At 56.9% G+C, this 22,500-nt stretch carries 22 protein-coding genes and 9 pseudogenes; 13 read left to right on the top strand and 18 right to left on the bottom strand.

The annotated features are described in order from the left end of the window. Positions 1-84 precede the first annotated feature (84 nt). Positions 85-894: pseudogene (gene tnpC, locus ACP7BE_RS06345) on the bottom strand (IS66 family transposase); the annotation flags it as partial. Between the two features lie 8 nt (positions 895-902). Next, positions 903-1,049, bottom strand: a pseudogene (locus ACP7BE_RS06340) (IS30 family transposase); the annotation flags it as partial. Positions 1,050-1,351: 302 nt separating this feature from the next. Between ACP7BE_RS06340 and ACP7BE_RS06335 the strand changes: the two are divergent. The 6 genes from ACP7BE_RS06335 to ACP7BE_RS06310 all read left to right on the top strand — a co-directional run bounded on the left by ACP7BE_RS06335 (position 1,352) and on the right by ACP7BE_RS06310 (position 9,250). Beyond that, complete coding sequence (locus ACP7BE_RS06335) at positions 1,352-2,158, top strand: shikimate dehydrogenase family protein (protein ID WP_426105191.1); 807 nt, start codon at positions 1,352-1,354, stop codon at positions 2,156-2,158. 229 nt (positions 2,159-2,387) lie between these two features. After that, the gene (locus ACP7BE_RS06330) at positions 2,388-3,188 is read left to right on the top strand and encodes an IclR family transcriptional regulator (protein ID WP_095026740.1); all 801 of its coding nucleotides are present in this window, start codon (positions 2,388-2,390) and stop codon (positions 3,186-3,188) included. A 266-nt stretch (positions 3,189-3,454) separates the two neighbouring features. Further along, positions 3,455-4,798, top strand: coding sequence for an MFS transporter (locus tag ACP7BE_RS06325; RefSeq protein WP_095023653.1), 1,344 nt, complete (start codon positions 3,455-3,457; stop codon positions 4,796-4,798). Between the two features lie 37 nt (positions 4,799-4,835). Further along, on the top strand, positions 4,836-5,645 hold the full coding sequence (locus ACP7BE_RS06320; RefSeq protein WP_095023654.1) for a sugar phosphate isomerase/epimerase family protein: 810 nt from the start codon (positions 4,836-4,838) through the stop codon (positions 5,643-5,645). Positions 5,646-5,689: 44 nt separating this feature from the next. Next, positions 5,690-7,408, top strand: coding sequence for an FAD-dependent oxidoreductase (locus tag ACP7BE_RS06315; RefSeq protein WP_218723181.1), 1,719 nt, complete (start codon positions 5,690-5,692; stop codon positions 7,406-7,408). Between the two features lie 90 nt (positions 7,409-7,498). Next, positions 7,499-9,250, top strand: a complete 1,752-nt coding sequence (locus tag ACP7BE_RS06310) for an FAD-dependent oxidoreductase (RefSeq protein WP_426105188.1) — start codon at positions 7,499-7,501, stop codon at positions 9,248-9,250. A gap of 3 nt (positions 9,251-9,253) precedes the next feature. Here the strand turns inward: ACP7BE_RS06310 and ACP7BE_RS06305 are convergent, their stop codons facing one another. Beyond that, on the bottom strand, positions 9,254-9,586 hold the full coding sequence (locus ACP7BE_RS06305; protein ID WP_426105369.1) for an IS66 family transposase: 333 nt from the start codon (positions 9,584-9,586) through the stop codon (positions 9,254-9,256). 145 nt (positions 9,587-9,731) lie between these two features. On the opposite strand from ACP7BE_RS06305, the gene ACP7BE_RS06300 reads away from it, so the two are divergent. Further along, positions 9,732-10,679, top strand: a complete 948-nt coding sequence (locus ACP7BE_RS06300) for a hypothetical protein (RefSeq protein ID WP_426105186.1) — start codon at positions 9,732-9,734, stop codon at positions 10,677-10,679. An 86-nt stretch (positions 10,680-10,765) separates the two neighbouring features. Here ACP7BE_RS06300 and ACP7BE_RS06295 read toward each other — a convergent pair whose 3' ends face one another. The 3 genes and pseudogenes from ACP7BE_RS06295 to ACP7BE_RS06285 all read right to left on the bottom strand — a co-directional run. Continuing rightward, entirely contained in the window at positions 10,766-11,050 is a 285-nt protein-coding gene (locus ACP7BE_RS06295; protein WP_426105184.1) for a hypothetical protein, read from the bottom strand. A gap of 15 nt (positions 11,051-11,065) precedes the next feature. Then, positions 11,066-11,500: a hypothetical protein gene (locus tag ACP7BE_RS06290; RefSeq protein WP_426105182.1), complete on the bottom strand. Its 435-nt coding sequence runs from the start codon at positions 11,498-11,500 to the stop codon at positions 11,066-11,068. 399 nt (positions 11,501-11,899) lie between these two features. Continuing rightward, positions 11,900-12,283 (bottom strand): annotated as a pseudogene (locus tag ACP7BE_RS06285) (conjugative transfer ATPase); the annotation flags it as partial. A gap of 19 nt (positions 12,284-12,302) precedes the next feature. Here ACP7BE_RS06285 and ACP7BE_RS06280 point away from each other — a divergent pair. Continuing rightward, positions 12,303-12,512: pseudogene (locus ACP7BE_RS06280) on the top strand (phage tail protein); the annotation flags it as partial. Next, positions 12,487-12,692, top strand: a pseudogene (locus ACP7BE_RS06275) (tail protein X). The pseudogenes ACP7BE_RS06280 and ACP7BE_RS06275, both read left to right, overlap by 26 nt. A gap of 12 nt (positions 12,693-12,704) precedes the next feature. Here the strand turns inward: ACP7BE_RS06275 and ACP7BE_RS06270 are convergent. The 3 genes from ACP7BE_RS06270 to ACP7BE_RS06260 are packed head-to-tail and all read right to left on the bottom strand — an operon-like array spanning position 12,705 to position 13,466. Next, complete coding sequence (locus ACP7BE_RS06270; RefSeq protein ID WP_296302425.1) at positions 12,705-12,911, bottom strand: type II toxin-antitoxin system MqsA family antitoxin; 207 nt, start codon at positions 12,909-12,911, stop codon at positions 12,705-12,707. Continuing rightward, positions 12,911-13,213 carry a BrnA antitoxin family protein gene (locus tag ACP7BE_RS06265; RefSeq protein ID WP_218723174.1) on the bottom strand — a complete coding sequence of 101 codons (303 nt, stop codon included), beginning with the start codon at positions 13,211-13,213 and terminating at the stop codon, positions 12,911-12,913. Before ACP7BE_RS06265 ends, ACP7BE_RS06270 begins: the two co-directional genes overlap by 1 nt. After that, the gene (locus ACP7BE_RS06260) at positions 13,191-13,466 is read right to left on the bottom strand and encodes a BrnT family toxin (RefSeq protein ID WP_095023667.1); all 276 of its coding nucleotides are present in this window, start codon (positions 13,464-13,466) and stop codon (positions 13,191-13,193) included. The genes ACP7BE_RS06265 and ACP7BE_RS06260 overlap by 23 nt, the downstream gene beginning before the upstream one ends. Positions 13,467-13,617: 151 nt before the next feature. On the opposite strand from ACP7BE_RS06260, the pseudogene ACP7BE_RS06255 reads away from it, so the two are divergent. Then, positions 13,618-14,157: pseudogene (locus ACP7BE_RS06255) on the top strand (hypothetical protein). Beyond that, positions 14,133-14,360, top strand: a pseudogene (locus ACP7BE_RS06250) (SAM-dependent methyltransferase); the annotation flags it as partial. The pseudogenes ACP7BE_RS06255 and ACP7BE_RS06250, both read left to right, overlap by 25 nt. 179 nt (positions 14,361-14,539) lie before the next feature. Here the strand turns inward: ACP7BE_RS06250 and ACP7BE_RS06245 are convergent. Next, complete coding sequence (locus ACP7BE_RS06245) at positions 14,540-14,914, bottom strand: winged helix-turn-helix transcriptional regulator (protein ID WP_426105179.1); 375 nt, start codon at positions 14,912-14,914, stop codon at positions 14,540-14,542. 103 nt (positions 14,915-15,017) lie between these two features. Here ACP7BE_RS06245 and ACP7BE_RS06240 point away from each other — a divergent pair, with 103 nt between their 5' ends. Further along, entirely contained in the window at positions 15,018-15,767 is a 750-nt protein-coding gene (locus tag ACP7BE_RS06240; RefSeq protein WP_426105177.1) for an SDR family oxidoreductase, read from the top strand. A 258-nt stretch (positions 15,768-16,025) separates the two neighbouring features. Here the strand turns inward: ACP7BE_RS06240 and ACP7BE_RS06235 are convergent, their stop codons facing one another. From ACP7BE_RS06235 to ACP7BE_RS06210, 6 genes and pseudogenes are all read right to left on the bottom strand, one after another. Continuing rightward, positions 16,026-16,283: a DUF1778 domain-containing protein gene (locus ACP7BE_RS06235; RefSeq protein WP_426105175.1), complete on the bottom strand. Its 258-nt coding sequence runs from the start codon at positions 16,281-16,283 to the stop codon at positions 16,026-16,028. 65 nt (positions 16,284-16,348) lie between these two features. Then, on the bottom strand, positions 16,349-16,594 hold the full coding sequence (locus tag ACP7BE_RS06230) for a JAB domain-containing protein (protein WP_426105173.1): 246 nt from the start codon (positions 16,592-16,594) through the stop codon (positions 16,349-16,351). After that, the gene (locus tag ACP7BE_RS06225) at positions 16,591-16,902 is read right to left on the bottom strand and encodes a type II toxin-antitoxin system RelB/DinJ family antitoxin (protein WP_426105171.1); all 312 of its coding nucleotides are present in this window, start codon (positions 16,900-16,902) and stop codon (positions 16,591-16,593) included. Before ACP7BE_RS06225 ends, ACP7BE_RS06230 begins: the two co-directional genes overlap by 4 nt. A 64-nt stretch (positions 16,903-16,966) precedes the next feature. Beyond that, positions 16,967-17,168: pseudogene (locus ACP7BE_RS06220) on the bottom strand (conjugative transfer ATPase); the annotation flags it as partial. A 65-nt stretch (positions 17,169-17,233) separates the two neighbouring features. Beyond that, a pseudogene (locus ACP7BE_RS06215) lies at positions 17,234-17,401 on the bottom strand (type II toxin-antitoxin system HicB family antitoxin); the annotation flags it as partial. After that, positions 17,398-17,649, bottom strand: a complete 252-nt coding sequence (locus tag ACP7BE_RS06210) for a type II toxin-antitoxin system HicA family toxin (protein ID WP_426105169.1) — start codon at positions 17,647-17,649, stop codon at positions 17,398-17,400. The gene ACP7BE_RS06210 and the pseudogene ACP7BE_RS06215, both read right to left, overlap by 4 nt. 999 nt (positions 17,650-18,648) lie before the next feature. Here ACP7BE_RS06210 and ACP7BE_RS06205 point away from each other — a divergent pair. Continuing rightward, on the top strand, positions 18,649-18,849 hold the full coding sequence (locus ACP7BE_RS06205; RefSeq protein WP_095023675.1) for a hypothetical protein: 201 nt from the start codon (positions 18,649-18,651) through the stop codon (positions 18,847-18,849). Between the two features lie 376 nt (positions 18,850-19,225). On the opposite strand, the gene ACP7BE_RS06200 is transcribed toward ACP7BE_RS06205, so the two are convergent. Both ACP7BE_RS06200 and ACP7BE_RS06195 read right to left on the bottom strand, forming a co-directional pair. Beyond that, positions 19,226-20,257, bottom strand: a complete 1,032-nt coding sequence (locus ACP7BE_RS06200; RefSeq protein WP_176465204.1) for a helix-turn-helix transcriptional regulator — start codon at positions 20,255-20,257, stop codon at positions 19,226-19,228. A 93-nt stretch (positions 20,258-20,350) separates the two neighbouring features. Then, complete coding sequence (locus ACP7BE_RS06195) at positions 20,351-22,438, bottom strand: AAA family ATPase (protein ID WP_426105166.1); 2,088 nt, start codon at positions 22,436-22,438, stop codon at positions 20,351-20,353. Between the last annotated feature and the right edge of the window lie 62 nt (positions 22,439-22,500).

Raw genomic sequence — 22,500 nt, 5'->3', positions numbered from 1 at the left:
AGCACCGGCGCGCACACCTCCAGCGTCTGCAGCGCATCTTCCCCTGGTTGTTGCGTAACCGTCCGGGCATCCCATCTTGCGCAACTAATCCGGTTGCCAACGATGCGGCAGCAGCTCCTGAATCTCACTTGCCCGCTGCGTCGGCAGACGAGTGAAAACGTCCTTCAAGTAGGCATACGGATCATGCCCGTTGAGCTTGGCCGACTGGATCAGGCTCATCAACGCAGCAGCGCGTTTGCCACTGTGTAACGACCCTGCGAAGAGCCAGTTTTTGCGTCCAAGAGCCCAAGGCCTGATTTGGTTTTCGCACCAGTTGTTATCAATGGGTACAGCACCGTCATCGAGGTAGCGCGACAGCGCCGCCCAGCGCTTGAGGCTGTAATCCAAGGCTTTGGTGATGGCCAACCCCTCAAACACAAGCCCGCGCTGATCGATCATCCAGGCATGTAAGGTTTCCATCAGCGGAACTGCTTTTTCCTGACGTATTCGTCGTCGCTCATCAGGCTCAAGGTCTCGAACTTCGCGCTCAACCTCGTATATCGCAGCGATGTACTGCAACGCCTGCTCCGCGAGGAAGCTTTTCTTGGTGGCGTGCAATTCGTAAAACTTGCGCCGGACATGGGCCATGCAGCCGATTTCAGTCACGCCCAGAGCAAAGCTGGCTTTGTAGCCGTCCTAGTCGTTGCAGACCAACTTGCCTTTCCAGTCGCCAAAAAGTTGCGGGCATACTCGCCCGATCGACCAGGGCTGCAGTTGCACACCGTAGGTACCAACCCACTGGGCCAAGGTTGTAGTGATGCCTTTATCAATGACCGGCGCGGGAACCGGTGCTTGGATCATGGTTTCGCAGTCGTTGCAGACCCACTCGCCACACACTTGCCGTTCAACGCTGAACCATTCGCTTACGATGCAACAGATGGGCTAAATCGTTCAGCGGATGTTTCGTAGTTTAGTGTCTTGCGAGGACGGCTATTTAGCTGCCTTACGACAAGGTCGGTTCCTTTAGGGAAGCACTGCGTTAACAACCGGTTGGTGTCATTGCACGAACCCAGCCGAGCAGCTCGTGACTCTGCTGACATGACATGGGAAAAATTACCAATCGATCATGGATTATTGTTCAAAACGGAAGCGTAGGCCTGCATCAGCGCTAGCTAAAAGGAATCAATTATTTTATTGGAATAGTATTCCAGTATTGATATGGTAGGTTTTTACCGCCGACCCAGGCACTGCGTAAAGCGCTGGCTCTGTGCGCAACACGTGATGCTCATTCGTCAATTAGCCGGGCCCACATCGCCTTCATCCCAGGCGGATAGTAGCCGGACAAAGCCATGGAATACCCTAGGAGAACGTGATGTCTGAGTTTTTGATACCCAGTCCTACAGGCAATACCCGATTTTTTGCGGTTGTAGGTGATCCGGTAATACAGGTGAAGGCTCCACAGTTACTGAACAAGGTATTCGCCGAGGAAAGCGTGGATGCGGTGATGATTGCGGTGCATGCGCGGCCTGAACAGCTCGCTACCGTGATTCGCGGCCTACAAGCGATGGAAAATTTTTCGGGAATGCTGATTACCATTCCTCATAAGTTTGCCGCTCGTGAATTCGCGGATAAGGTAAGCCTCGCCGTTCAGGTCTCCGGCAGCACCAACGCATTGCGGCGCAACGAACAAGGAGTGTGGGAGGCTGATAACTTCGATGGTGCAGGCTTTGCCCTGGGCATGCAGCGCAAGGGATACGAACTGGCGGGGAAGCGTGTCGTAATGGCCGGAGGAGGTGGTGCGGGAAGTTCGATAGCTGCAGCATTACTGCAAGCAGGAATAGACCGGTTGTATCTGCAAGAACCGGATACGGTTAAAGCCCAAGATCTGCTCGCCAGGTTGGATCAACATTGGCCAGGGCGTTGCGAGGTTGCTCAGCCGCAACACCTTAAGTTAGTCGACATTGCCATCAACGCAACGCCGTTAGGGCTTTCGGATGAAGACCCACTGCCTATTGATCTCGCCAACTTGTCTGCCGGAGCACTGGTGGCAGATATCATCATGCAACCCGTCGAGACTCGCTTGCTTCGCGAGGCGCATGCGGCGGGCCACCCTGTGCAGCCAGGGAGCTACATGCTCAATGAGCAATTAGGCTGCTACAAGACGTTTTTCGGGATCTGAGTCCCTCGCGACCATGATCCTCGGCACTGGCGTGATTACCCTCATTTGTGCGGCCCGGTAAACTGACAGCAGCGTTGAGTGATTTTCTGCGTGGCAATGAATCATGAGCTACCGCAGCGAATGGCTGAAAATTGAGGCGACGCCCTTGGTTTGCAGCCTCATAACGATTGGAATAGTATTCCAATATATTTTCGTCGGGAGCTTATCTCTCACACGCTAAGGAACAACAATGAGTAATGCGCTGGAACGCGGCCTGCACGCTATTGAGCTGTTGGCTGGAAAAAGCACCGGGCTAGCCCTTCAGCAAGTGGCTGAAGCCTTGGACATTCCGCCGAGCGCTACTCACCGCATGCTTAATTGCTTGGTAGAACAGGGTTTTGTGCGCCAAGACCATCAGCATGGCAATTATGTTCTTGCCCTCAAAGTAGTCTCGCTTGCATTTAAGCACCTGTCCCAGAGCAACATAGTCGACCTCGCCAAACCGATACTTGATCGCCTCGCCCGCCTGTCCGGTGAACTCGTGCGGTTGAGCATTGTAGATGGCGATAATTTGGTATGGATCTCCAAGGCACAAGGCACGCGCTCCGGGCTGCGCTACGACCCTGATTCGGGGGCCGAAGCCAAACTCTGTTGCACAGCCTCAGGACTTGCCTGGCTGAGCAGCTTGAGCAACGAACGCGCACTGGAACTGGTTTACCGTCAAGGCCTGGCTAAACCCGGTGAATATGGACCTAACGCAGCGACCACAATCGACCATCTGCTCAAAAATCTGCAGCTCGCACGTGATCAAAGCTATGCCTCAGTCGACGAAAGTTTTGAAATTGGCGCGGCGGCGATGGCAGCGGCGATCCGAGACTCGCAGCATCAGGTTATCGGCGTCATCAGCATTGCCGGCCCAAGCGTTCGCCTAACCCCTGAGCGTATGCAGACCCTCAAAGCGGCGTTGCTCGAAGCGGCTGATGAAATCACCGCAATCAACCTGGACAGTCTTCCCAAACTGTCGACTCTGACCTCCAGAGGCAGCGAATAGGACGACTGATCGGTCACTGCGATCGAACGCGGCCTGTCGTCCCGACCTGGCCGCATCCTCAAACGAAACCTTGATATCTAGCGCTTTTGCACTGCGCAAGATTCCTGCCGAGCAAAAACAAAAATGGAATGTATTTTGTTTGTGGAATGATATTCCAATAATGATAGTATCATCGCCACAATTCTCGAATTGCTTTCGGCACCCTCAGAAAAATGCCATGGCAAAGAAAGGCATTTTGATAAAAATAAAAAATACAGGAGTCACCTATGTCGAACTCTTCAACCCTCGATGTCAGCACCTTTATGGACTCAAGAAAGATGAGCGCCAGGCAATGGGTGGTGCTGTTCCTGGGCTTCATGGTGCTGGTCTTTGATGGCTTCGATACGACGTCGATCGGTTTCATCGCACCCGCACTGATCGATGACTGGGGTTTGCTGCGACAAGACCTTGGGCCCGTGATGATGAGCGGCCTGCTCGGACTGGCTTTCGGTTCATTGACCGCCGGCCCGTTGGCTGATCGTTTTGGCCGCAGGCCAGTGATCATCGGATCAGTACTGCTCTTCGGTTTCTGGAGTCTGGTTTCGGCTTGGTCCACCGGGATTCTCAGCCTGACAGTGCTGCGGTTTCTGACCGGGGTCGGTCTGGGTGCATCAATGCCTAATACCGCGACTCTGATCTCCGAATTTGCGCCCAAGCGATATCGCTCTCATATGGTCTCGTTCATCTACTGTGGTTTCGCTTTTGGTGCGGCCTTGGGTGGTTTGGGGAGTGAGTGGCTGATCCAACACTTTGGCTGGCGATCAGTGTTGGTGGTCGGCGGTGTACTGCCTATCGCCTTTGCCCTCTTGCTGGTATTCAGCCTTCCGGAGTCCATTCGCTTTCTGGCCCAAAAAAGCGCTTTAAAGGAGCGCCTGATCAAGGAGATCAACAAGGTTGTCCCGGGCTTGGCCAACACCAGGACCCAATTCCATAGCAGCGAAGTGTCGATCAAGGAGACAGGTAAGGTCAGCGCGCTGTTCGCGTCCGGCTTCAGCCTTGGTACCTGCATGATCTGGGTCACGCTGTTCATGGGCCTGCTGACGATGTACCTGTTATCAAGCTGGCTACCGCTGCTCAGCCGCGATGCCGGGCTGAGCATGGGTGAGGCGGCACTATTGGGCTCGTTGCTGCAGATCGGCGGGATGCTGGGCAACTTCACCGTAGGCATGAAGATGGACCGCTGGGATCACCATAAGGTGGTCGGTCTGACGGTGTTTGGTGGTGGCGCCTGCGCGGTACTCATCGCACTGCAGCAGCCGACGATGCAGGTTCTCTGCCCGTTGATTCTGCTACTGGGCTACTTCCTCAATGGCGTCAACGTCGGTGGCTACGCGCTGGCCGCCGGATTCTACCCCACCCAGATTCGTGCCACCGGGGTGTGTTGGGCGACCGGTATCGGTCGGCTGGGTGCAATCAGTGGCGCTGGCATCGGCGCGCTCATGCTCGCCGCCCAGTGGAATTTCAGCCAAGTCTTCATGTTCCTCGCCATCCCTTCCCTGATGGGCGCCACGGCGCTGTGGATCAAAGGCCGCAAGCGTAAAACGCCGGCGATTCTCACTGCAACCCACTAAACCCAGTGCGCTTTCAATCCCTCTATGGAGACATGCCATGCATGCCAGCTATTCAATTGCCCAACTCACCGCTCTCAATTTCAGTCCTCCCGAAATGATCGATCTGGCTGCCCGCACCGGCTATGACCAGGCTGGTGTGCGCCTGCTGCCGGTGGTTCCAGGTGCTGTGGCCTATTCATTGATGGATGACAAACCCATGCTGCGTGAAACGCTCGCGCGGATGAACGACACCGGGGTGAAGGTATTTGATCTGGAGATACTTCGCCTCGATGTGCAATTCGATGTGCAACGTTACCTGCCTTTTTTCGAGGTCGGTGCGCAGCTCGGGGCCAAGGCCGTACTGGTGGCCGGCTACGATCCGGAACAAGGCCGACTGATCGAGCACTACGCTCGGCTATGCGAGGCTATGCAGCCCTTCGGCCTCTCAGCAAACCTTGAATTCATGCCCTGGACGGCCGTCAACGACCTGGCCTGTGCACTCCATATTGTTGAACAGGCCAACCGACCCAACGCTGGCATTCTGGTCGATGCCTTGCACTTTGATCGTTCCGACAGCCGCTTCGAGGATCTGCAACGAATCCCTGCTAAGTGGCTGCACTACGCACAAATATGCGATGGCCCTGCACTACGACCGGACACCCATGAGGGGCTAATTCACGCGGCTCGCTGCGAGCGCTTGTTACCTGGCGAAGGTGCCATCGATCTGGCAAGGATCTGGCGCAACCTCCCGGCTGAGGTTCCGCTCAGTATCGAAATCCCGCATGACCGCAGGGTTGCACAAGTGGGGGTGGAGACGTGGGCCCGACAGGCATTGGCCGCCACCAAGGCAATCATTGAGCCGCTGTAAATCATCGACGTATGTCTAAACACACCACACTAGGAGACTGCTGAATGCATGCCGACACTTCCCTGCACGCCACGGTGGACTGCGATGTCCTGGTCATTGGCTCCGGCGCAGCCGGACTCAGCGCAGCCGTGACCGCCGCTTGGCATGGCCAGCGGGTGATCGTGGTCGAGAAGGACGAGGTGTTCGGCGGTGCCACTGCCTGGTCCGGTGGCTGGATGTGGGTGCCCTGCAATCCGCTGGCGCAGCGTGCCGGGATCATTGAAGACCGCTGTCTACCGCGCACCTACCTCGAACACGAATTGGGTGAACATTTCGATCCGGCGATGATCGATGCCTTTCTCGAAGCAGCACCCAACATGGTCTCATTTTTCGAGCGCCATACTGCATTGCAATTCGCCGACGGCAACGCCATTGCCGACATTCACGGTGACACACCTGGCGCCGGTACCGGCGGAAGGTCGGTGATCGCCGCGCCCTACAATGCCTACGAGGCAGGCAAACTGCTCAATCGGCTGCGCAAGACCATGCGCGAAACCTCATTCATGGGCATGCCAATCATGGCTGGCCGTGACCTGACGGCTTTCCTTACCCTGACGCGCTCGTGGCCGTCGCTGCTGCATGTGATCAAACGCTTCGGCAAACACTTGATCGACCTGACACTCAAGGGGCGGGCCATGTACCTGGTCAACGGCGTCGCTCTGATTGCCCGCCTGGCCAAGTCGGCCGAAGACCTTGGCGTCCAGCTATGGGAATCGGCACCGGCCACCGGGCTGATCCATGAGCACGACCGCGTCACAGGGGCCGTGGTCGAAACCGCAAAGGGCCGCATCGCCATTCGTGCACGCAAGGGCGTGGTGCTGGCTGCGGGTGGCTTTGCCAATGACATCGAACGACGAAAGGCACTCTTCCCGCGCACGCCAACCGGCCATGAGCATCTGGCGTTGCCGCCGCTGGGCGTCAATGGTGACGGTTTGCGCTTGGGCGAGAGCGTCGGCGGACAGGTCGCCGATAACCTAGTGAGTCCCGCCGCCTGGGCTCCCGTGTCGCGAGTGCCCTACAAGGACGGTAGCGTCGGCCACTTCCCGCACATTATCGAACGTGGCAAGCCGGGCATCATCGGCGTCCTCGCCAACGGCAAGCGTTTCGTCAATGAGGCCAATGGTTACTACGACTATGTTGCTGCGATGGTCGCCGCCGCGCCCGGCACCGAGGTCGCCTCCTGGTTGATCTGCACGCACGCATTTCAGCGGCGTTACGGGCTGGGTGTTTCCCGGCCATTCCCACTGCCAGTTGAGCCGTTCATTCGCACCGGCTATCTGAAGACCGGCCACTCCATCGAGGCGTTGGCGACGGCGTGCGGCATTGACCCCATAGGTCTCAGCCAGACCTTGGCCGAGTACAACCGCCACGCCCGCAACGGTGCAGACCTGCAGTTCGGTCGCGGTACTACACCTTACAACCGCAAACAGGGTGATGCGCAGCACAAGCCCAACCCTTGCGTAGCGCCGATCGAGCAGGGTCCATTCTATGCGGTGAAGGTCGAAGCGGGCTGCTTCGGCACCTTCGCGGGCCTCAAGACCAATGCCCATGCGCAAGTCCTTAATCGTGAAGGGCAGCCGATCGCGGGTCTTTATTCAGCTGGATCCGACATGGCCAGCATCATGGGCGGCCACTACCCAGCTGGCGGTATCAACCTGGGGCCAGCCGCCACGTTCGGCTATATCGCCGGCCGCCACCTGGCTGGGGCCACAGCCTACGAATAACCACACGCCCAGACTACTGGCCTTAACCTTCGAAGTATCCACCATGTCGTTTGCAGCCAAGACCTTCGCCCTGACCATTGAGGAGAAATCATGAAGAACACCATCAACCACACCCCCCCGCACTGGGACCAGGAAGTCGACCTGTTGGTGTTCGGTGCAGGCACTGCGGGCATGACTACCGCATTGATGGCTAACCACCACGGGCTGGACGTGTTGCTGTGTGAAAAGACCGCGGTCGTGGGCGGTATCAGTGCGACCTCGGGCGGTACCACATGGGTGCCCGGCACCACCCAGAGCCGGCGCGCCGGGGTGCCGGACACCGTGGTGGATGCCGCCACCTTCCTCAAGGCAGTGGTCGCTGAGCGCGGTGGTGAAGCCTTGCGCGAAGCCTTTCTGGCCAGCGGGCCGCAGGCAATTGATGAGTTGGAGCGCATCAGCGAAGTGAAATTCGTGGCTGCAGCCGCCCACCCCGACTACGTCAGCGGCCCAGGCGCAGCGTTCGGGGGCAGAGCCCTGGCACCACTTGCGTTCGACGGCAGGTTACTGGGCAAAGACTTCGCCCGCGTGCGACCACCACGCCGGGAGTTCATGGGGCTTGGCGGTATGATGGTGCCGCGCGCCGACTTGGATGCGCTGCTGTCGCCATTTGCCTCGATGAAAAACCTGACCCGCACCCTGAGTGTGGTCGGCCGCTATTGCATCGACCGCCTGAGTTACCCTCGCGGCACAAACCTGGTCATGGGCAACGCTCTGGTCGCCCGGTTGTTCTATAGCCTGCGCCAGCGCAACGTGGCAATTCGTTATGAAACCCCCTTGCACGAATTGATCCTGGAAAACGGCCAGGTGGTGGGCGCCGTGGTGCTGCACAACGGCCAGTCCCAGCGCATCCGCGCCCGCCGTGGTGTGGTGTTGGCTACCGGTGGAGTGACCCGCCACCCGACCTTGCGTAAGCAATTGTTCCCGGCTGCGGCCCAACCCCTTTCACTGGCGCCCACGACCCATACCGGCGACGGCATCGACCGCGCGCTGAAGGCCAACGCCCAGCTCGACAACGGCCACGACAGCCCCGGTCTGTGGATGCCCTGCTCGATCCGCACAGGTAAGGATGGCTATCAGGCCGTCTGGCCACACATCCTGCTAGACCGCGCCAAACCAGGGCTGATCGCTGTGAATGGCCGGGGCTTGCGCTTCGTCAATGAGTCCGACTCCTACCACGACTTCGTCATGGGCATGCTCGCCGATGGCAGCGCCACTTCCCACCTTATCTGCGACGAAATATTCTTGCGCCGCTACGGCCTGGGCCTGGTGATGCCGCTACGCAGCGCCGTCAATATCGCCAGCTTCGTAAAGGCTGGCTACCTGGTTAAAGGCCGCACCCTTGCCGAGCTTGCCAGCAAGCTTAAGGTTGATGCCGAGGGACTTGCGAGCACGGTCAACACCTACAACGTCTCCGCCGCACGCGGCGACGACCCGGTGTTCAAGCGTGGCAGCAGTCCCATGAACCGCCACAACGGCGACCCGCAGCAAACGCCCAACCCCTGCGTGCGCCCGCTGGGCGAGGGCCCCTATTACGCAGTCACTGTGCAACCGGCCGACCTTGCCTGCAGCGCCGGCCTGAACAGCAACGCCGACGGTCAGGTGCTGGACATCCGGGGTAAGGTGATAGAAGGACTTTATGCCTGCGGGAATGACTTGGCCTCGATTTTCCGCGGCACTTACCCAGGCCCGGGCACGACCCTGGGGCCGGCGATTGTTTTTGGCTGGCGAGTGGCCCGCCATGCGGCAGGGCTGGACGATGCCAAGGTGGACGTGACAGAAGCTGTCAAGGTGGCGGCATGTTGAGGTTTAGATTGCGGTCCACGTCTCCTTGTTGGTTTTTAGGCACAACTGAAATGCCTGTTCCGCGAGGATGCTTTTTTGGTGGCGTGTAACTCGTAAAACTTGCCGGGCATGGGCCATGCAGCCGATTTTAGTCACGCCCAGAGCAAAGCTGGCCTGGTAGCCGCCGTATTCGTCGCAGACTAACTTGCCTTTCCAGGCTCCCAGAAAGTAGCGGGCATACTCGCCCGAACGACAAGGGCTGAAGTCGTAAACCACTGCCTTAATATCGGCAGCCGAGGTAGTCGCATAGGCCCAAACGTAGGCGCGATGAGTTTTCTTCGAGCCTGGTGCAAGTATCTGCCCGCGTACAGCCTCAGTTCATCCCGCAAGGTAGATGAGCGATTGATTTGACCTAGCGGGGTAGAGCATCCTACGCGCCTTAATCAATCAGGCCCGCCGCACCTTAGCAGCAACGCTGGCGAAACCTAGTTACGGATTCGTAATGTCGACCGATATGGATATTTTCAGTGTGCAGAACGTGGGAGCCGCCGCGACCATTGCTACAGCTGTTGGCAGCTTTATCCTATTTATTGTGAAGCGCCCATGGAGGAAAAAAAATCCAACCTCAGAGGACGCCTCGAACCCGTCTGTAAATCAAACCGCAGGCGAAAAAAGCACCTTGGTTAATGCCACGCACAGTCAGGTAACCTTGACGAACCACTATCACGCTTCAGCCCCTGCGCCTCCGGAGGTAGCGGATATTCCGGGAAAGTGGAACGGGCTGGCGGCTCGGCAGATAGCCGAAAGGCTCCTCAATGAGGCTGACTGGGAAGCTCTCGTGCCTGACCTCGAGAAACCTTATGGGCATTACTTCGCAGGCGAGTACAACCTCCATTACCCCGACAAAGATGGCATTGTCTTGGCCTACAGTACGAAAACTGTTGGTGATGACTGCCATGCCTGCGCCCCGCATATCAGTTTTTTCGAGTACCACAAGAAAAATGCAGGCTGGTCACTCGTAAGCGAAGATATTGGCGTATTCCAAGGCGGTGGATGGGGTGAGCCGCCTGAGATCTCGGTTATCCCTGTCTCAAGAACAAAGTTTGGTGTGATACAGCAGGATGGCAGCACGAACCAAGGTCTGTCGGTCGGTCGTAAGTCATTGCACGTTCTTATGGGCGATAGATTCCAACAGGTGCTCGAACTGATCGTTTTTCAGTCGTTGGACAACAAGGGATGGGAAAGCACGCTGCGTAGCGTCCCGCGCTCAGATGGCTTCTACGACATTGAAGTGATTCGAGTTGGCATTAATGGCGAAGAAGACCTTCGGTTACTGGACCCGGTCGATAGCTTCTACACGACGCTATGTGACACCGATGATCGAATCAGGCCGCGCGACGTGTTCAGTTTCGAAGGACGAATTTACAATCGAGATCCCGCAATCCGCTGAGCTTCTGGTTAAGCAGTTTCTAAGTAGGCTGGCCACCCATCTCGCCGCCCTGAAGCGTTGGCCATGGTCACGCCTGCCCGGGGACGTCAGTCACTTTTATCGTTTTGATCATTCTCAGCAGCAGGAAATCGTCGGGGGCAGTCCATGATGAGCTCGCCGTCCGACACGGCGTTGACTTCGCACAGGCGAGGGTGGCTCAGCAGTCCCGATGGCAGGGGATGCCGAGCGAAGGGATTGTGGAGCACATACAGCCCATCCATCAGGTGCTCGCTGTAGTCTTTCTTCATCGCTGAACGCATGATCGGTAACAGGTTGCCCGGATTGGGGTGAAGCGTGAAGTACGCGGACATTGCATCAGAATTATCAGCCAACGCCCTCAATTTCCCTCAGGTCGCGAGACTGCTGTAGACGACAGCGGAAACGTCCGCATAAGTGTCATCGCAAAATAACCCCACTTCGATGTTGGTGTTGGCATTTTTTGGGGCTGCTGTGACGTTGTAAGAAGCAACGTGAGTATCCCCGGGCGTGGTCGCGGCTTCATCGTGATAGAGCCCGTAAAGCGCAGCCATGATCGGACGCCCAGCTGCAAAATGCGCGTGCGGTCTGTCGAATGATGCGAGACCGATGACGAAGGGCTTGTCTTGAACGTGCTCCAGTTTTGAGTAGCTGTTCCTGTACTTCCTGACTTTCGTATCGAGGCTGTTGCAGATCCGCAAGGTGGATTCGATGTTGAAGTCGGTAAAGTCTTTGGGGGGGGCATAGAGAAGCCGTAAGCAGGCTGCCCGCCAGCCGAGGGATTTGCGATTGTCGCTTCTAGGCAAAATGGGACTTCACCCTCGACGACAAAATCAGGCGCATGATGACGAGGATCAGACGGCAGCCCCCATTCCTTAAGCGCTGCGAACAGGTACAGCTCACAAAACGAAGATTCGAAGGTGGTTTGAAGTTCCTTTACGAACTTCCCATCACGATCTACGAAACCTTCGGCCCATTGAGACAGCGCCGCGCGCTCAGGGCCATAGATTTCCTCGTCATCATCTTGAAGATCGGATGCTGCGCTGCGGTGGTGACCTGAGGGGAAAATAGATCAATGGGCATACGCGGAGCTCTCCGTAACGGCGACGCTCAAGATTGAGTGCGCAGCAGCGCATCTTCCCCTGGCTTTTGCATCAACAGGGCTAGGCTTTCTATCAAATTCTGGGTCAGGCCATTTAGCGTTCTCATACCGGAGGCTCCAAGGCCGTGATGGGTTCGAGGAAGGTAATGACGTGAGGTTCGATTCCGCGCAAGCGGTCGATACGGGCGGCGACCTGGATCGCGGCATCGAGTTCGCTGACTCCCTGGCTTTGCATGAGGTCGTAGCGTTCTTTCTTTTCTTCCGACTCGGTCATGGCCAGCGCCAGGTACAGGCTGGGCGGTACCGCGCGGAACAGTACTTCCATGCTCTTGGAGAGCAGGACGCCTTCAGTGTATTTGCCGCTTTTTTTGCGCGCCGAGAGCATCAGGGCTTTTTGCGCGGGCGTCAGTTCGCGGAAACGGGAGATTTTTTCAACTTCGTCCGGGGGCATGTTCAGGAAGATCCACCACTCGATCATGTTGAGCATGCGATTGCGCCGGGTCTCGGGCGGACTCAAAAAACTGGACACCCTGCGCAGCATCGGCGCCCAACTGCAGCCGTTAGGCCTGACAACCGGCTACGGCGAAGTGCTGGGCAACTGGTGTCTGAAAAGCATCGAAGAAGAGCAGGGCGCCTTCCTGCAGGGCGGCATCCCGCGCAAACAAGCCTTTACCCTGGAGTTTGTAGGCTATGGCGACGACCTGCAGAACCGCTAGCGGCGCGTGCTCGACACGATCTGCCAGAACTACTACGGCCACCTCAATGGCTCGATTGAGGCGGTGCTCAATGCGAATCAGGGGCTGTCCGATGAGGTGCAGCCGTTTCGGGCAGGGGTGATGATTGTCCTGCCGGATCTGGTGGTGCGGAGTGAGAAGGGGGTGATGTTGTGGGGGTAGTAGGCGCTTCGGTCAGTTGGTCGCGTCAATTTGCTCTTTGAAAGCCAACATCGCGGTGCTGACACGGGCCGATTCTCTGGTATCCAGAAGAGCGTCCCCGCAGGCCGGGCAGAAGTCGCCCGTCACCGCCAGTATCCAGGTGGATTCTTTCCTATCGGAGTAGGGCAGGTCACGGGTTTCATGAACAAGCGCAGCGACACCGCAAACAGGGCAAATCATTAACGTTGATGCTCTTGCACATATTGCTGCAACGCTTGATCCAGCCGCGTTTGCCAGCCACTGCCGCCAGCCTTGAAGTAGTCCACTACCTCAGGTGAAAGACGCAAGGTGACCCGCTCCTTGACCGGCGCTTTTTGCGGACCGCGCTCGCCACGGCGGCGCACCGTTGTCTGCTCAAAAAAGGCGTCAACAGCTGCCGGATCATTAGGGTCATACAGCCCTCCGGGCTCCCGAGCGATTGGCGCATCGGCAGCCGCTTCGCGTTTGACCCGTTCCCAGTCAGTCTTGCTGGAGGTTTGCATAATATCTTCTCTCCTGTTTTGACGCGCGGCGCAAAGAAATTGCGCGGATGTCCTGGTCGCATTCAACGTAGACGAGCACAAGGACGATATTCACGATCTCGACCATCGCCACGTCCATCAACCGGTGTTCACCCTGACGCGGCGAGCAGAGCGTGATCTTGTTCGGCGCGTGGTACACCAAGCCTGCATCCGCCAGATCCAGACCATGCTTGGCAAGGTTGGTTTGGCGTTTTACTTCGTCGAAAACGATCATTATTTTATCGTACTCACAAAAAAATAAGCAGGCAAGCCGTGACTGGTGAGAAAGAGACCGATGGCGCGCAGCAAAACTAGCTTTTTTTAGAGCCTTTTAAACCTTCCTCTAATCCGCGTTTTATGTGGGATCTTTCCCGGCAGTAGTCTGCATGAACTCCACCTTCAGCATCATCGCCGACGGTGCCGACACCACCACCTTGCTCAACGACCGCCTGCTGCTACTGCGCCCCATCAACAAACCCGGAATGGAATCCGACGGCTTTGAGCTGGGCTAGCATTGAGGTATTTCTCGGTTACAGCGGCACCGCTTTAACCCGTCTTGGGCGTTACACCGTGGACGAGGTCGAGTTGTCCGGCCCACCACCCAGCATCAGGACAAAAAACCGGTAAGTTGGCTATCATCCCCCTGGACAACGACCAAGCCCCGGCTGTTTGCCTTCAACCGCTCCACCGCTGCGGTACGCCTGGAAATGCCCGGCCGCACCGATCGTTTTGCCGCGCGCAGCATCAGCGCCCAGGGCTTTAAAACCGGTCTTGATGGCGAGTACCTGGTGGACTCGGTCAAGCAGGTCTTCCCCCAAAGCGGCTGGATCACCACCATTGAATGCAACGGCGGCAAGCAGGGCAAACCCATTTCGATTACACGGCAACAACTGCTGCTGGCTATGCCAGCCAGCTGTTACTACTAGCGGCCTGGGGGCAACGGTGGCGGCAGCATCGAGCCAGCGCGGATGAAGTGAATGTGAAGCTCGGGAAAATCCTTCTAGGCGCTGATCCTCCACATTCCGAGGCAGCGGTTCAAAGACTCTTGCATGACGCCGGATTTGGAAACGCTACCCGTTTCTTCATCAGCCTTCTTTGGGCGGCGTGGTTGATGTGCAAAGTGATCTGAACATGGCCGCGAATGGCTGCTTCTGGCCGATTCTGTGAAAAAGTAGATCTCCTGACTGGCCTGCGGCAAAATCAGGTCATCGGCCAGCGGGAGGATTCGCAGCATGATGGGACAATTGTCGAGCGGACAAGAGAGACTGTTTTACTCGTTCAGTTCGGGCAATGGGTTAATCTCTGTTTTCAATCATCAACCCATTGCCCGGCGTTCTCCCGCATCCAGCTTGCCAGAGAATCCAGCGTTGGCTGCAATGACTTGCCCAGTTCGGTGATTTGGTATTCCACGCGGGGTGGTACTTCGGCATACACCGTACGCTGAACAAGGTTGCGGTGTTCGAACAGACGCAATTGGCGGGTCAATTCCTTCTGCGTGATCGGTGCCACGGCGCGTTGCAGGTTGCTAAAACGCACAGGCGCGTCGAACACCATCAGCCGATACAGGATCGGAATGGCCCACTTGCCGGAAACAAGATTGACGAACTGCACCATTGGGCAAGGTTCGCCCGGGCTCACAGGCGCTGGCAGCTGCGTGCTTTCTGGAGCGTTTTCAAACGACATGACTTTCCATTGGCCTCTTTAGTATCCAATTGGTGCCTACTATCCAAAGGATACTGTAGGGGAAATACTGCTGCTTTCTCAACAGAACCATGGGGAAGCAAGCATGAAGCGATTGCAAGACAAGTTCGCCTTGGTCACAGGTGGTACCAGCGGAATTGGCCTGGAAACAGCACGCCAGTTTTTGGCTGAAGGTGCGACGGTTGCCATTACGGGACGAAACGAACAGGGACTCGCGAGCGCAAGGCATGAGCTGGGTGATACCGTTCTGGCGATAAAGTGTGATGCCGGTGATATGGATGATCAGCGCCGCCTGGCACAAGCATTGGCGCAGAACTGGCCGCGACTCGATGTGGTCTACGCCAACGCGGGCGACGTGACCCATTTGCCTTTGCAGGAGTGGAGCGAGGAAGTGTGGGATCGACTCATGGCTGTCAATCTGAAGGGGCCATTTTTCCTGATCCAGTCGTTGTTGCCGCTGCTGGCCAACCCGGCGTCGGTGATCTTGTGTGGCTCAACCAGCGCCCATATTGGTTTGCCGCAAAGCAGTGCCTATGCCGCGAGCAAGGCGGGCTTGCTATCACTGGCACGCACGTTGTCGGGAGAGTTGCTGGGGCGCGGGATCCGGGTCAACGGCCTGAGCCCCGGACCGACTGAAACACCTGCCCTGAACAAATTGGGTTTGGCCCCAGAGCAGCAGGACGTTTTACGAGCACAGATACGTGAACTGGTACCTGTCGGTCGCATGGGAACCCCGTGGGAACTGGCCAAGGCGGCTGTTTTTCTCGCGTCCGATGAATCACGTTTCGTCGTTGGAACGGAATTGCTGGTTGATGGCGGGGTCGCCAATCTGTAGATCTTGCACCTGCGTGCACAAGTCACCGGGAGCATTTCGGACGCAGTCATACTGTCAGGCCGGTGTGTGGAAGGTGCTCAGCAGATAAGGCATAAATGGTTTGCTAGGAGCTCTTCCGCCTCGACGGCACATGTTGTTCAGGCAGCAGGCCACGGAACATGAATATGAAAAAGCGCCCGATCTGGGCGCTTTTAGTAGCTAGCAGCAACGGAAGCCGTGTTCTCATATTTTAGAGGGGCACTGTAGTCGCGCTGGGACTCAGTTGCTCCAGGGAGCAGGACGGCTTAGTAGGTCCTGCAACCCGAGATTATCCTGTGCGGGTTGTTCCAGCCGTTCGATAAATATCCGGGCCTGCTCACTGCTGAGCAGGTCCCGCTCCGCGACCTGACAGGCACTGTCGAGGATGAAATCAGTCAACGATGTGTTGGCCAACTCGGCTGCCCTGCGCAGGACGGCGTCTTGTTGCGCAGTGGTGCGCAAGTTGAGTCGAGAGCTGTGCGACGTACTGATAGTCATCGTCAGGGTCTCCAGTTAAGGTCAGTGGATTTTGGGGCATTGCACCTTTATTCTAGAGTCAGTGATCAAAGGTGACCGGACTCTGCAAATGAATACGGTTGGCCTTCACTGACAATAAAATGATCAAGAACCTGGACTTGAATACCTTCCAGGAGCCTTTTCAACTCATGGGTAAGTATCAGGATCAGGGGTCGGGATTGCTCATCAATGCGGGTATCTATTTCTATGGTTTCGCGTGGATTGTGCTGCTCGATGAAATCGAAGATCGCATCGCAATCCTGCAAGGACCACGGCGACCACTCCAGTTTCACACCACGCCACCTTCCGACAGCTTGCGCAGGGCCATGGCATGGCGTTTGGCGGAGTGGGTTTGCACGTCTTCTGCTGCGATAGCTGGGCGCGGATCGTCCAGTGCCTCCTGGACCTTGGCACGGAACCAGGCGCCATAGGTTGCGGGGTCGGTGGTGAACCCAAGGGGTAGGGCGCCTTCGTTGGCGACATGGGTAAGCAGAATGCGCACGGCGTCGGAGACCGTCAGCCCCAAGCTGCTCAGAACGGCCGTGGCGCGGTCTTTCACGTCCGGGTCGATACGGGTCTGGATCAGAACATCGCTGGCCATGGCTAAGGTTCCGGCGTTGTAATTGATTGGAATGTAATGCAAATGAATGGCAGGCTCCAGTATCCGCGGCGTCCAGTTCATCGACATCATGGGCCTGCATCAACTGGTGACGCTGGTATTTTTCCTCTGGCTCGGTCATCGCCATGACCAGGTATAGGCTGGGCGGTACGGCGCTGAACAGCACTTTCATGGATTTGGACAGAATCAACCCCTTCAGAGAGCTTGCCCGTCTGCGTGCGCGCCGGGCGCATCAGCCCTTTCTGTGTTGGTGGGCATGTGGTTCGAGGCGCAACTCAGAGCTTTGACACCGCACTTCTCAAGTGTGCTGCTCCAGATAGTCATCCACCGCCTCATGAAAAGCAGCCTGAAGTTCGGCGACAGTCTGACCTTCATAGCTGACCAGGGGGCGAATAAACAAGAGTTTGCCGTACAGGCAGTTGTCCTCTGTACTGGCCACTATCGAGCCGTAGTAGCCCTTGTATTTCATCTGGTTGCTCATGGGATCAGACCTCCTGATTTCAACTGCTCGACAAGCAGGCGTTTGATATAGGCCTTGAGTTTATTGCCCGGATGCGATTTGTGCAGGTTGATCAACGCTGCGGGATCGCCCTTGTCGAATTTAACCCGGCTGCCAGATTCTTCTATTTGGCGATAGCCGAAGCGTCGGAGCAGGGTGACAAGCTCGGGCCATGGGAACGAGCCATGATCGTTCATTAGTTTGGCGAGAAGCTTTTCGTCTTTGGACATGTCGCTGTCTATATGCAACCAAATTTAATTGCAGGTAATGGGACGTCCAAGCAGTAAGGGATAAATGGTCGCGGTCACGCTTTTTCACCCTCGTCTGCCCGATCAAGCATTGGCCAGCCTTGTACAATGACCATCCGGGGATATGTGCAACAAGAGTGCTCAGAAATGTTACTGACGGATTTTTAAGTTGAAGCAACCGACATCGATTCGATCGAACACCTAAGCCTGTTGTAGATGGGGAAGGGGATTAAGATATACCGCCTGCTTCCACTGCCTTGCTTCTACCGTTATAACGACCTGACGAGGACTGCTCCAGCACCATAGACATCTCCAGCCGATAGCCTCAATGGTTTATCTAGCGAAGTTCGGAAGGTGTGATAGCCGTTTATTTACCCAGACCCAGAGTGCCTTAGTGGCGGCATTCAGGAGTTTTGACCTGGAGTGCAGAGGTGGGCGCGGTAACGACACAAACTGTCGTGAGCCATTGTGATAATGCCTTCTATCGAATGACTCACGTAAAGGCTGCCTAGATGCCCCCAACATTAAATGTCTGCTTTGTTCCGAGTACCGCACGAGCAGAAGTTGAGCGCCTGCTGTGGCTTGGCTCTGATTTGGTTTGCGGATTGCGCTGGGTCTGTGCATCGCCCATCACCTCCAAGGTCGCATTCAGTGGGGCAGGCTATGGGTATTGAGTATTGGGTGGCAATTGCGGTCTTGGGGCTGATGTTGGCAATCCTTTGCGCACTGTATTCACAAGGCCATAAAACGTGGCATTTGCTCACGCACTGGCAGGTGACCACGCAAGAGCGCGAGCGGCGGGTGGGTTGGCACGCGCAGGAAAATCGAGAGTTAAGAGCGGCGCTCCAGGCGCAAAATGCACACGTCGATCAGCTCCAGCGAAAGCTCGAAAACCTGCAAGCCCTAGTGCCATCAACCTCTCAGCCTTAGACAATGACCCATAGCCACGTGCACCTACAGGCGTGGCAGAGGAGCAAGAACATGCCTATCCGACCACAGCCTTTCACTTTTGTATGTCAGGCGTGTCACTGGAAGAAAACCGTTGCACCGCTCAGTGATGCACTGGGGCCCCTCGACTGGTGTGAGCGGTGTGAGCGCTGTGGCAGTGACGTGTTGACCCGGCAGATAGCCGGCGTCGTTGACCGTACGTTGGCGCAATGGTTTACCCGATTACGCCGTTAGGGGGGCTTGGCCAATGCGTCCCGCGGAACCCCTGTCACGACTCAACCTGCGTGGCGCCAAGCACTGGCGGTGGCTAAGGAGGCGGACGTATTAATTTGCGTCGGTACATCGGGCTGGTTCACCCTACGGCGCAAATCCCCTATATCGCCAGGCAGTGTGGGGCACGAGTGATGCATATCAACGTGGTGCGGGAGCCAGTTGATGAGTAGGGTGTGTTGGTATTGCTTGGTAAAGCGGCAGAGCGTCTGCCGCAGTTGCTGAGGTTGGGCAATCAGGCGGGGAGCATCAGCCAATGACTCATGTCCTCCTAGCGTGCTTTGACATGAGCGTTGTCAATCAGGCTTCAGAGCCTTTTCCGTGAGCCCAGTTGGCCCTACTAGTCAGATGACTTCGAACTGCTTTCAGAGCCATAGGCTGCTGCGGCCAATCGCAAGGTGTCGCCCACCTGCTGTCGCAATGCCGCTGGTTCATGCACCACCAACGAAGCGCCCAAGGAGAGAATCCACCAGTGCAGTTGCCAGGTATTGCTGACGGTCGCCTGTATCTGAAAACCGTCTGGCAGTGCTTGTAGCACCATGTCCGCGCTCAAGGGCGTCTCTCGAATCAAACGCGCCTGGTGTTCACTGACCCACGCTTTGAAAAGGATTTTTTCCGGGTTACCAAATTGCAAGGCGTCGCTGGCCAGGTAGGTATGTAACTCGAATGACGCCACCCCTTGGCACTGAGTGTCGAGTACCGTTACTTCACGAAAGCGATGCACGGCGAATTGACGAACATCGGTATACGGCGCTGCCGTCGCTATGAGGTAGGTGATTAAGCCGCGCTGAACAATGGCCAGCGGGTTGAGGGTAAGTTCGCTGATTTTATTGGTGTGTGCCGAGTAATAGTGGCAGTGTACTTGTTGTTCGCTAATCACGGCGTGCTGCAAGGCTTCCAGGGTCTCAGCCAGGATTTGCGGTGCGTGCAGATTGAAGTCCGGGCGAACACTGGCCACTTTATCCGGCCAGCGGGCAGTGGGGTTGCCGTCTTCAAGGCCTTTGAGTTTTTGCCGGGCGTGCTCGAATCGTGGCTCCAGTACGCTCAACATGCTGCCGGGCAAGAGGGGGCGGATCGCATCCTCGACGAGGGTCAGACTGACCGCCTCTGCCAGTGTAATGCCCTGCAATTCCACGCTTACGCCTGGTTTCCAGTACCAGCCAAAAGGCGTCCCGCCATTGTTGCACTGCAAGGGAAACACCACGGACAGATCACGCAAGTCGCGCTCGACACTGCGACGGCTGATCGAGTAACCCGCGCTCACCAAGCGACTGAGCAGTTCACTCACCGTGATGCCAGGTGCGCGTTTGGGCAGGTGCTGTAGCAGTTCCCACTGACGGCTCAGGGCGCTATGGGTCTTGGCTGAAGGCAAGAGAATCATCCTTGTAGGGTGCAGGCTGGCCTATAGCCAGTAAGAAAGTCGGTTGCTCACCTATCGGCGTCAATCCGGCAACCTTTAATGGGCTTAATGTACGAAGCCGATGGGCCGTTGTTGCCCAGTGGGTTTCAAGCGACACTCGGCCAACAGTGCACGGGCCAATTCGTCGGCATTGGTGAATGGGTTGAAACGGCCTCGGCGCGCGACTGCTGCAAAGTCGCCAGGTGTCAGATGTGCCTCGGCGCGCAAGCGGCGGGCGGCATTATGCTGTGGATCCTTTAGTGCCAAAGCCTTGAGGTGTTCAGCAAATAATGCCTGGGCTTGCTCCGTCGTCAGGTAACCGAAATGCACCTTCAGGTCGAAGCGGCGCAAGGAGGCCTCGTCCAGGTCGGTGATCAAGTTGGTGGAGGCAATAAACAGGCCTGAATAATTCTCCATTTGAGTGAGCATTTCATTGACGGTCGTAACCTCCCAGCCCTGTCGCGCCTTGCGTCGGTCCTGCAAAAAGCTGTCGACTTCATCGAGCAACAGAATCGCGTCCTCTTGCCGGGCGCGTTCAAAGGCGTGTGCCATATTTTGCTCTGTCACCCCGACAAACGGGGAAACCAGATCGGAAACCCGTTTGACCATCAAAGGTTTGCCCAGCTCCTGAGCCAGCCAATGGCCGAATGCGGTTTTGCCTGTACCGGGCGGGCCGTAAAAACACAGCCGCGCCTGTGGATGGGCGCGCAGCCCTTCGATCAAACCATGCAGGGGCAGGTCGGTATTGATCCAGTCTGGCGAATAGAAGCTCGGTAAACCATTGCTGTGCTGTTGTAGCGAAGCGAAGCCTTGCGCTTTGAGCGTGCCATTGACGATCGATCGAATCGTGTTGTCCAGTGCTTTGCTGGCGCGTTGTGACACGCTGCGCCCTACGCGCACGGCTCTCTCTAGAACCGCCGGCGTCATCTGCTCATGGGCGCAGAGCTGTTCAATCAAGACCTCGCTCAACTTGCCGGCGCTGCACGTGTGCAGCATTTGTTTGCGCTGCGCCAAGGGTGGATTGGGCACTTCAATCACCAGGTCGAAACGGCGTATATGTGCCTGATCAATAGTCTCTATGCTGTTGCTTAGCCAGAAACACGGTTGGCTATTTTCTTCCAGCATGCGATTGATCCAGCCTTTCTGGGAATGGCTATTGGGCGCGGAAGGGGCGGCCTGGAAGATGTCCTCGATTTCATCAAGCACGAGCAGAGCAGGTTGCGAACGCAGTACGCTGTTGGCCGCGCGCAAGGAGCACAGACGTTGCTTGGCGCTGACGGGATCGCCCTGGCTGTCGGTACAGGCCACTTCATACAGCGCGCAGCCCAGTGTTTCAGCAATCAGCCGGCTAAGCTGAGTTTTACCTGTGCCGGGTGGGCCGTAGAGCAAAATATTCACGCCCTGTCGCGCTTGGGCCAAGGATTTGCTCAGGTAGCGCTCGGCGATCGTGAGCGCTTGGCTGATATGACGGTAATGCTCCCTGTTCAAGCTACCTGGCGGGCTTAAACGAAACGCATAAGCGAAGAGCTCCAGCGGTGTGCCTTTGCTAAAACGTAGCAGGCCAGGCAGATCCGGATTACTCACCGACAAGGTTGAACTCAGTGCCATGACGGCGCGGTGATTGGTGGTCAGATCCAGCAGGCCCGTGCGCATCAGTGGACTATTGTGTGCCAGGCATGCCTCGACTTCTGCCAGCGGTAATCCCAATAGAACAGACAGCACTTTCATTGCCCGGTTGAGCCCCAACATGCCCAGTTGGTCTGTGGCATCACTGAGTGTTGGGTCGCTGTGCATCAGCACGCAGAAACCGAGTACTTGCAGTCCTGACTCACCCAAGCCTAACAGTGCCCCAAGCGCCTCCAGGTTGCTCTGTAGGTTGTTCGGATAGAGGGCTGTCATGTGCTCGGCATTGAAGGCGCGAGCGCGGGTGCGCAGTGTCGTCAGCGCCAGGGCAGGGCTGTACTGGTCATCGTCTAACCATTCGGCCAGGCCCAACTCGTGAGCCAAATCATCCTCGCTCAGACCGTGGCGGTTGATAAAGCTACGATGTCCCCCCAGATCCAGCAGCAGTTGATAACACCACTTCAGCGAGAGCGTACAAGTATCAGCAGCACGGCGGCTGCCGTGTGCAAAGGGGGATAGGCGTCTGCCCATGCTGAGTCTCCTGATGCAGTGGAGTCAGCAGGATGAGGCCAGCGGGGGTCAAAATGTGTCGT

The organism is Pseudomonas sp. TWR1-1-3, from assembly GCF_049896805.1.
GTDB lineage: Bacteria > Pseudomonadota > Gammaproteobacteria > Pseudomonadales > Pseudomonadaceae > Aquipseudomonas > Aquipseudomonas bubulae.
Note: the sequence above shows the minus strand (reverse complement) of the source record. Positions and strands in the feature narration are given on the sequence as shown.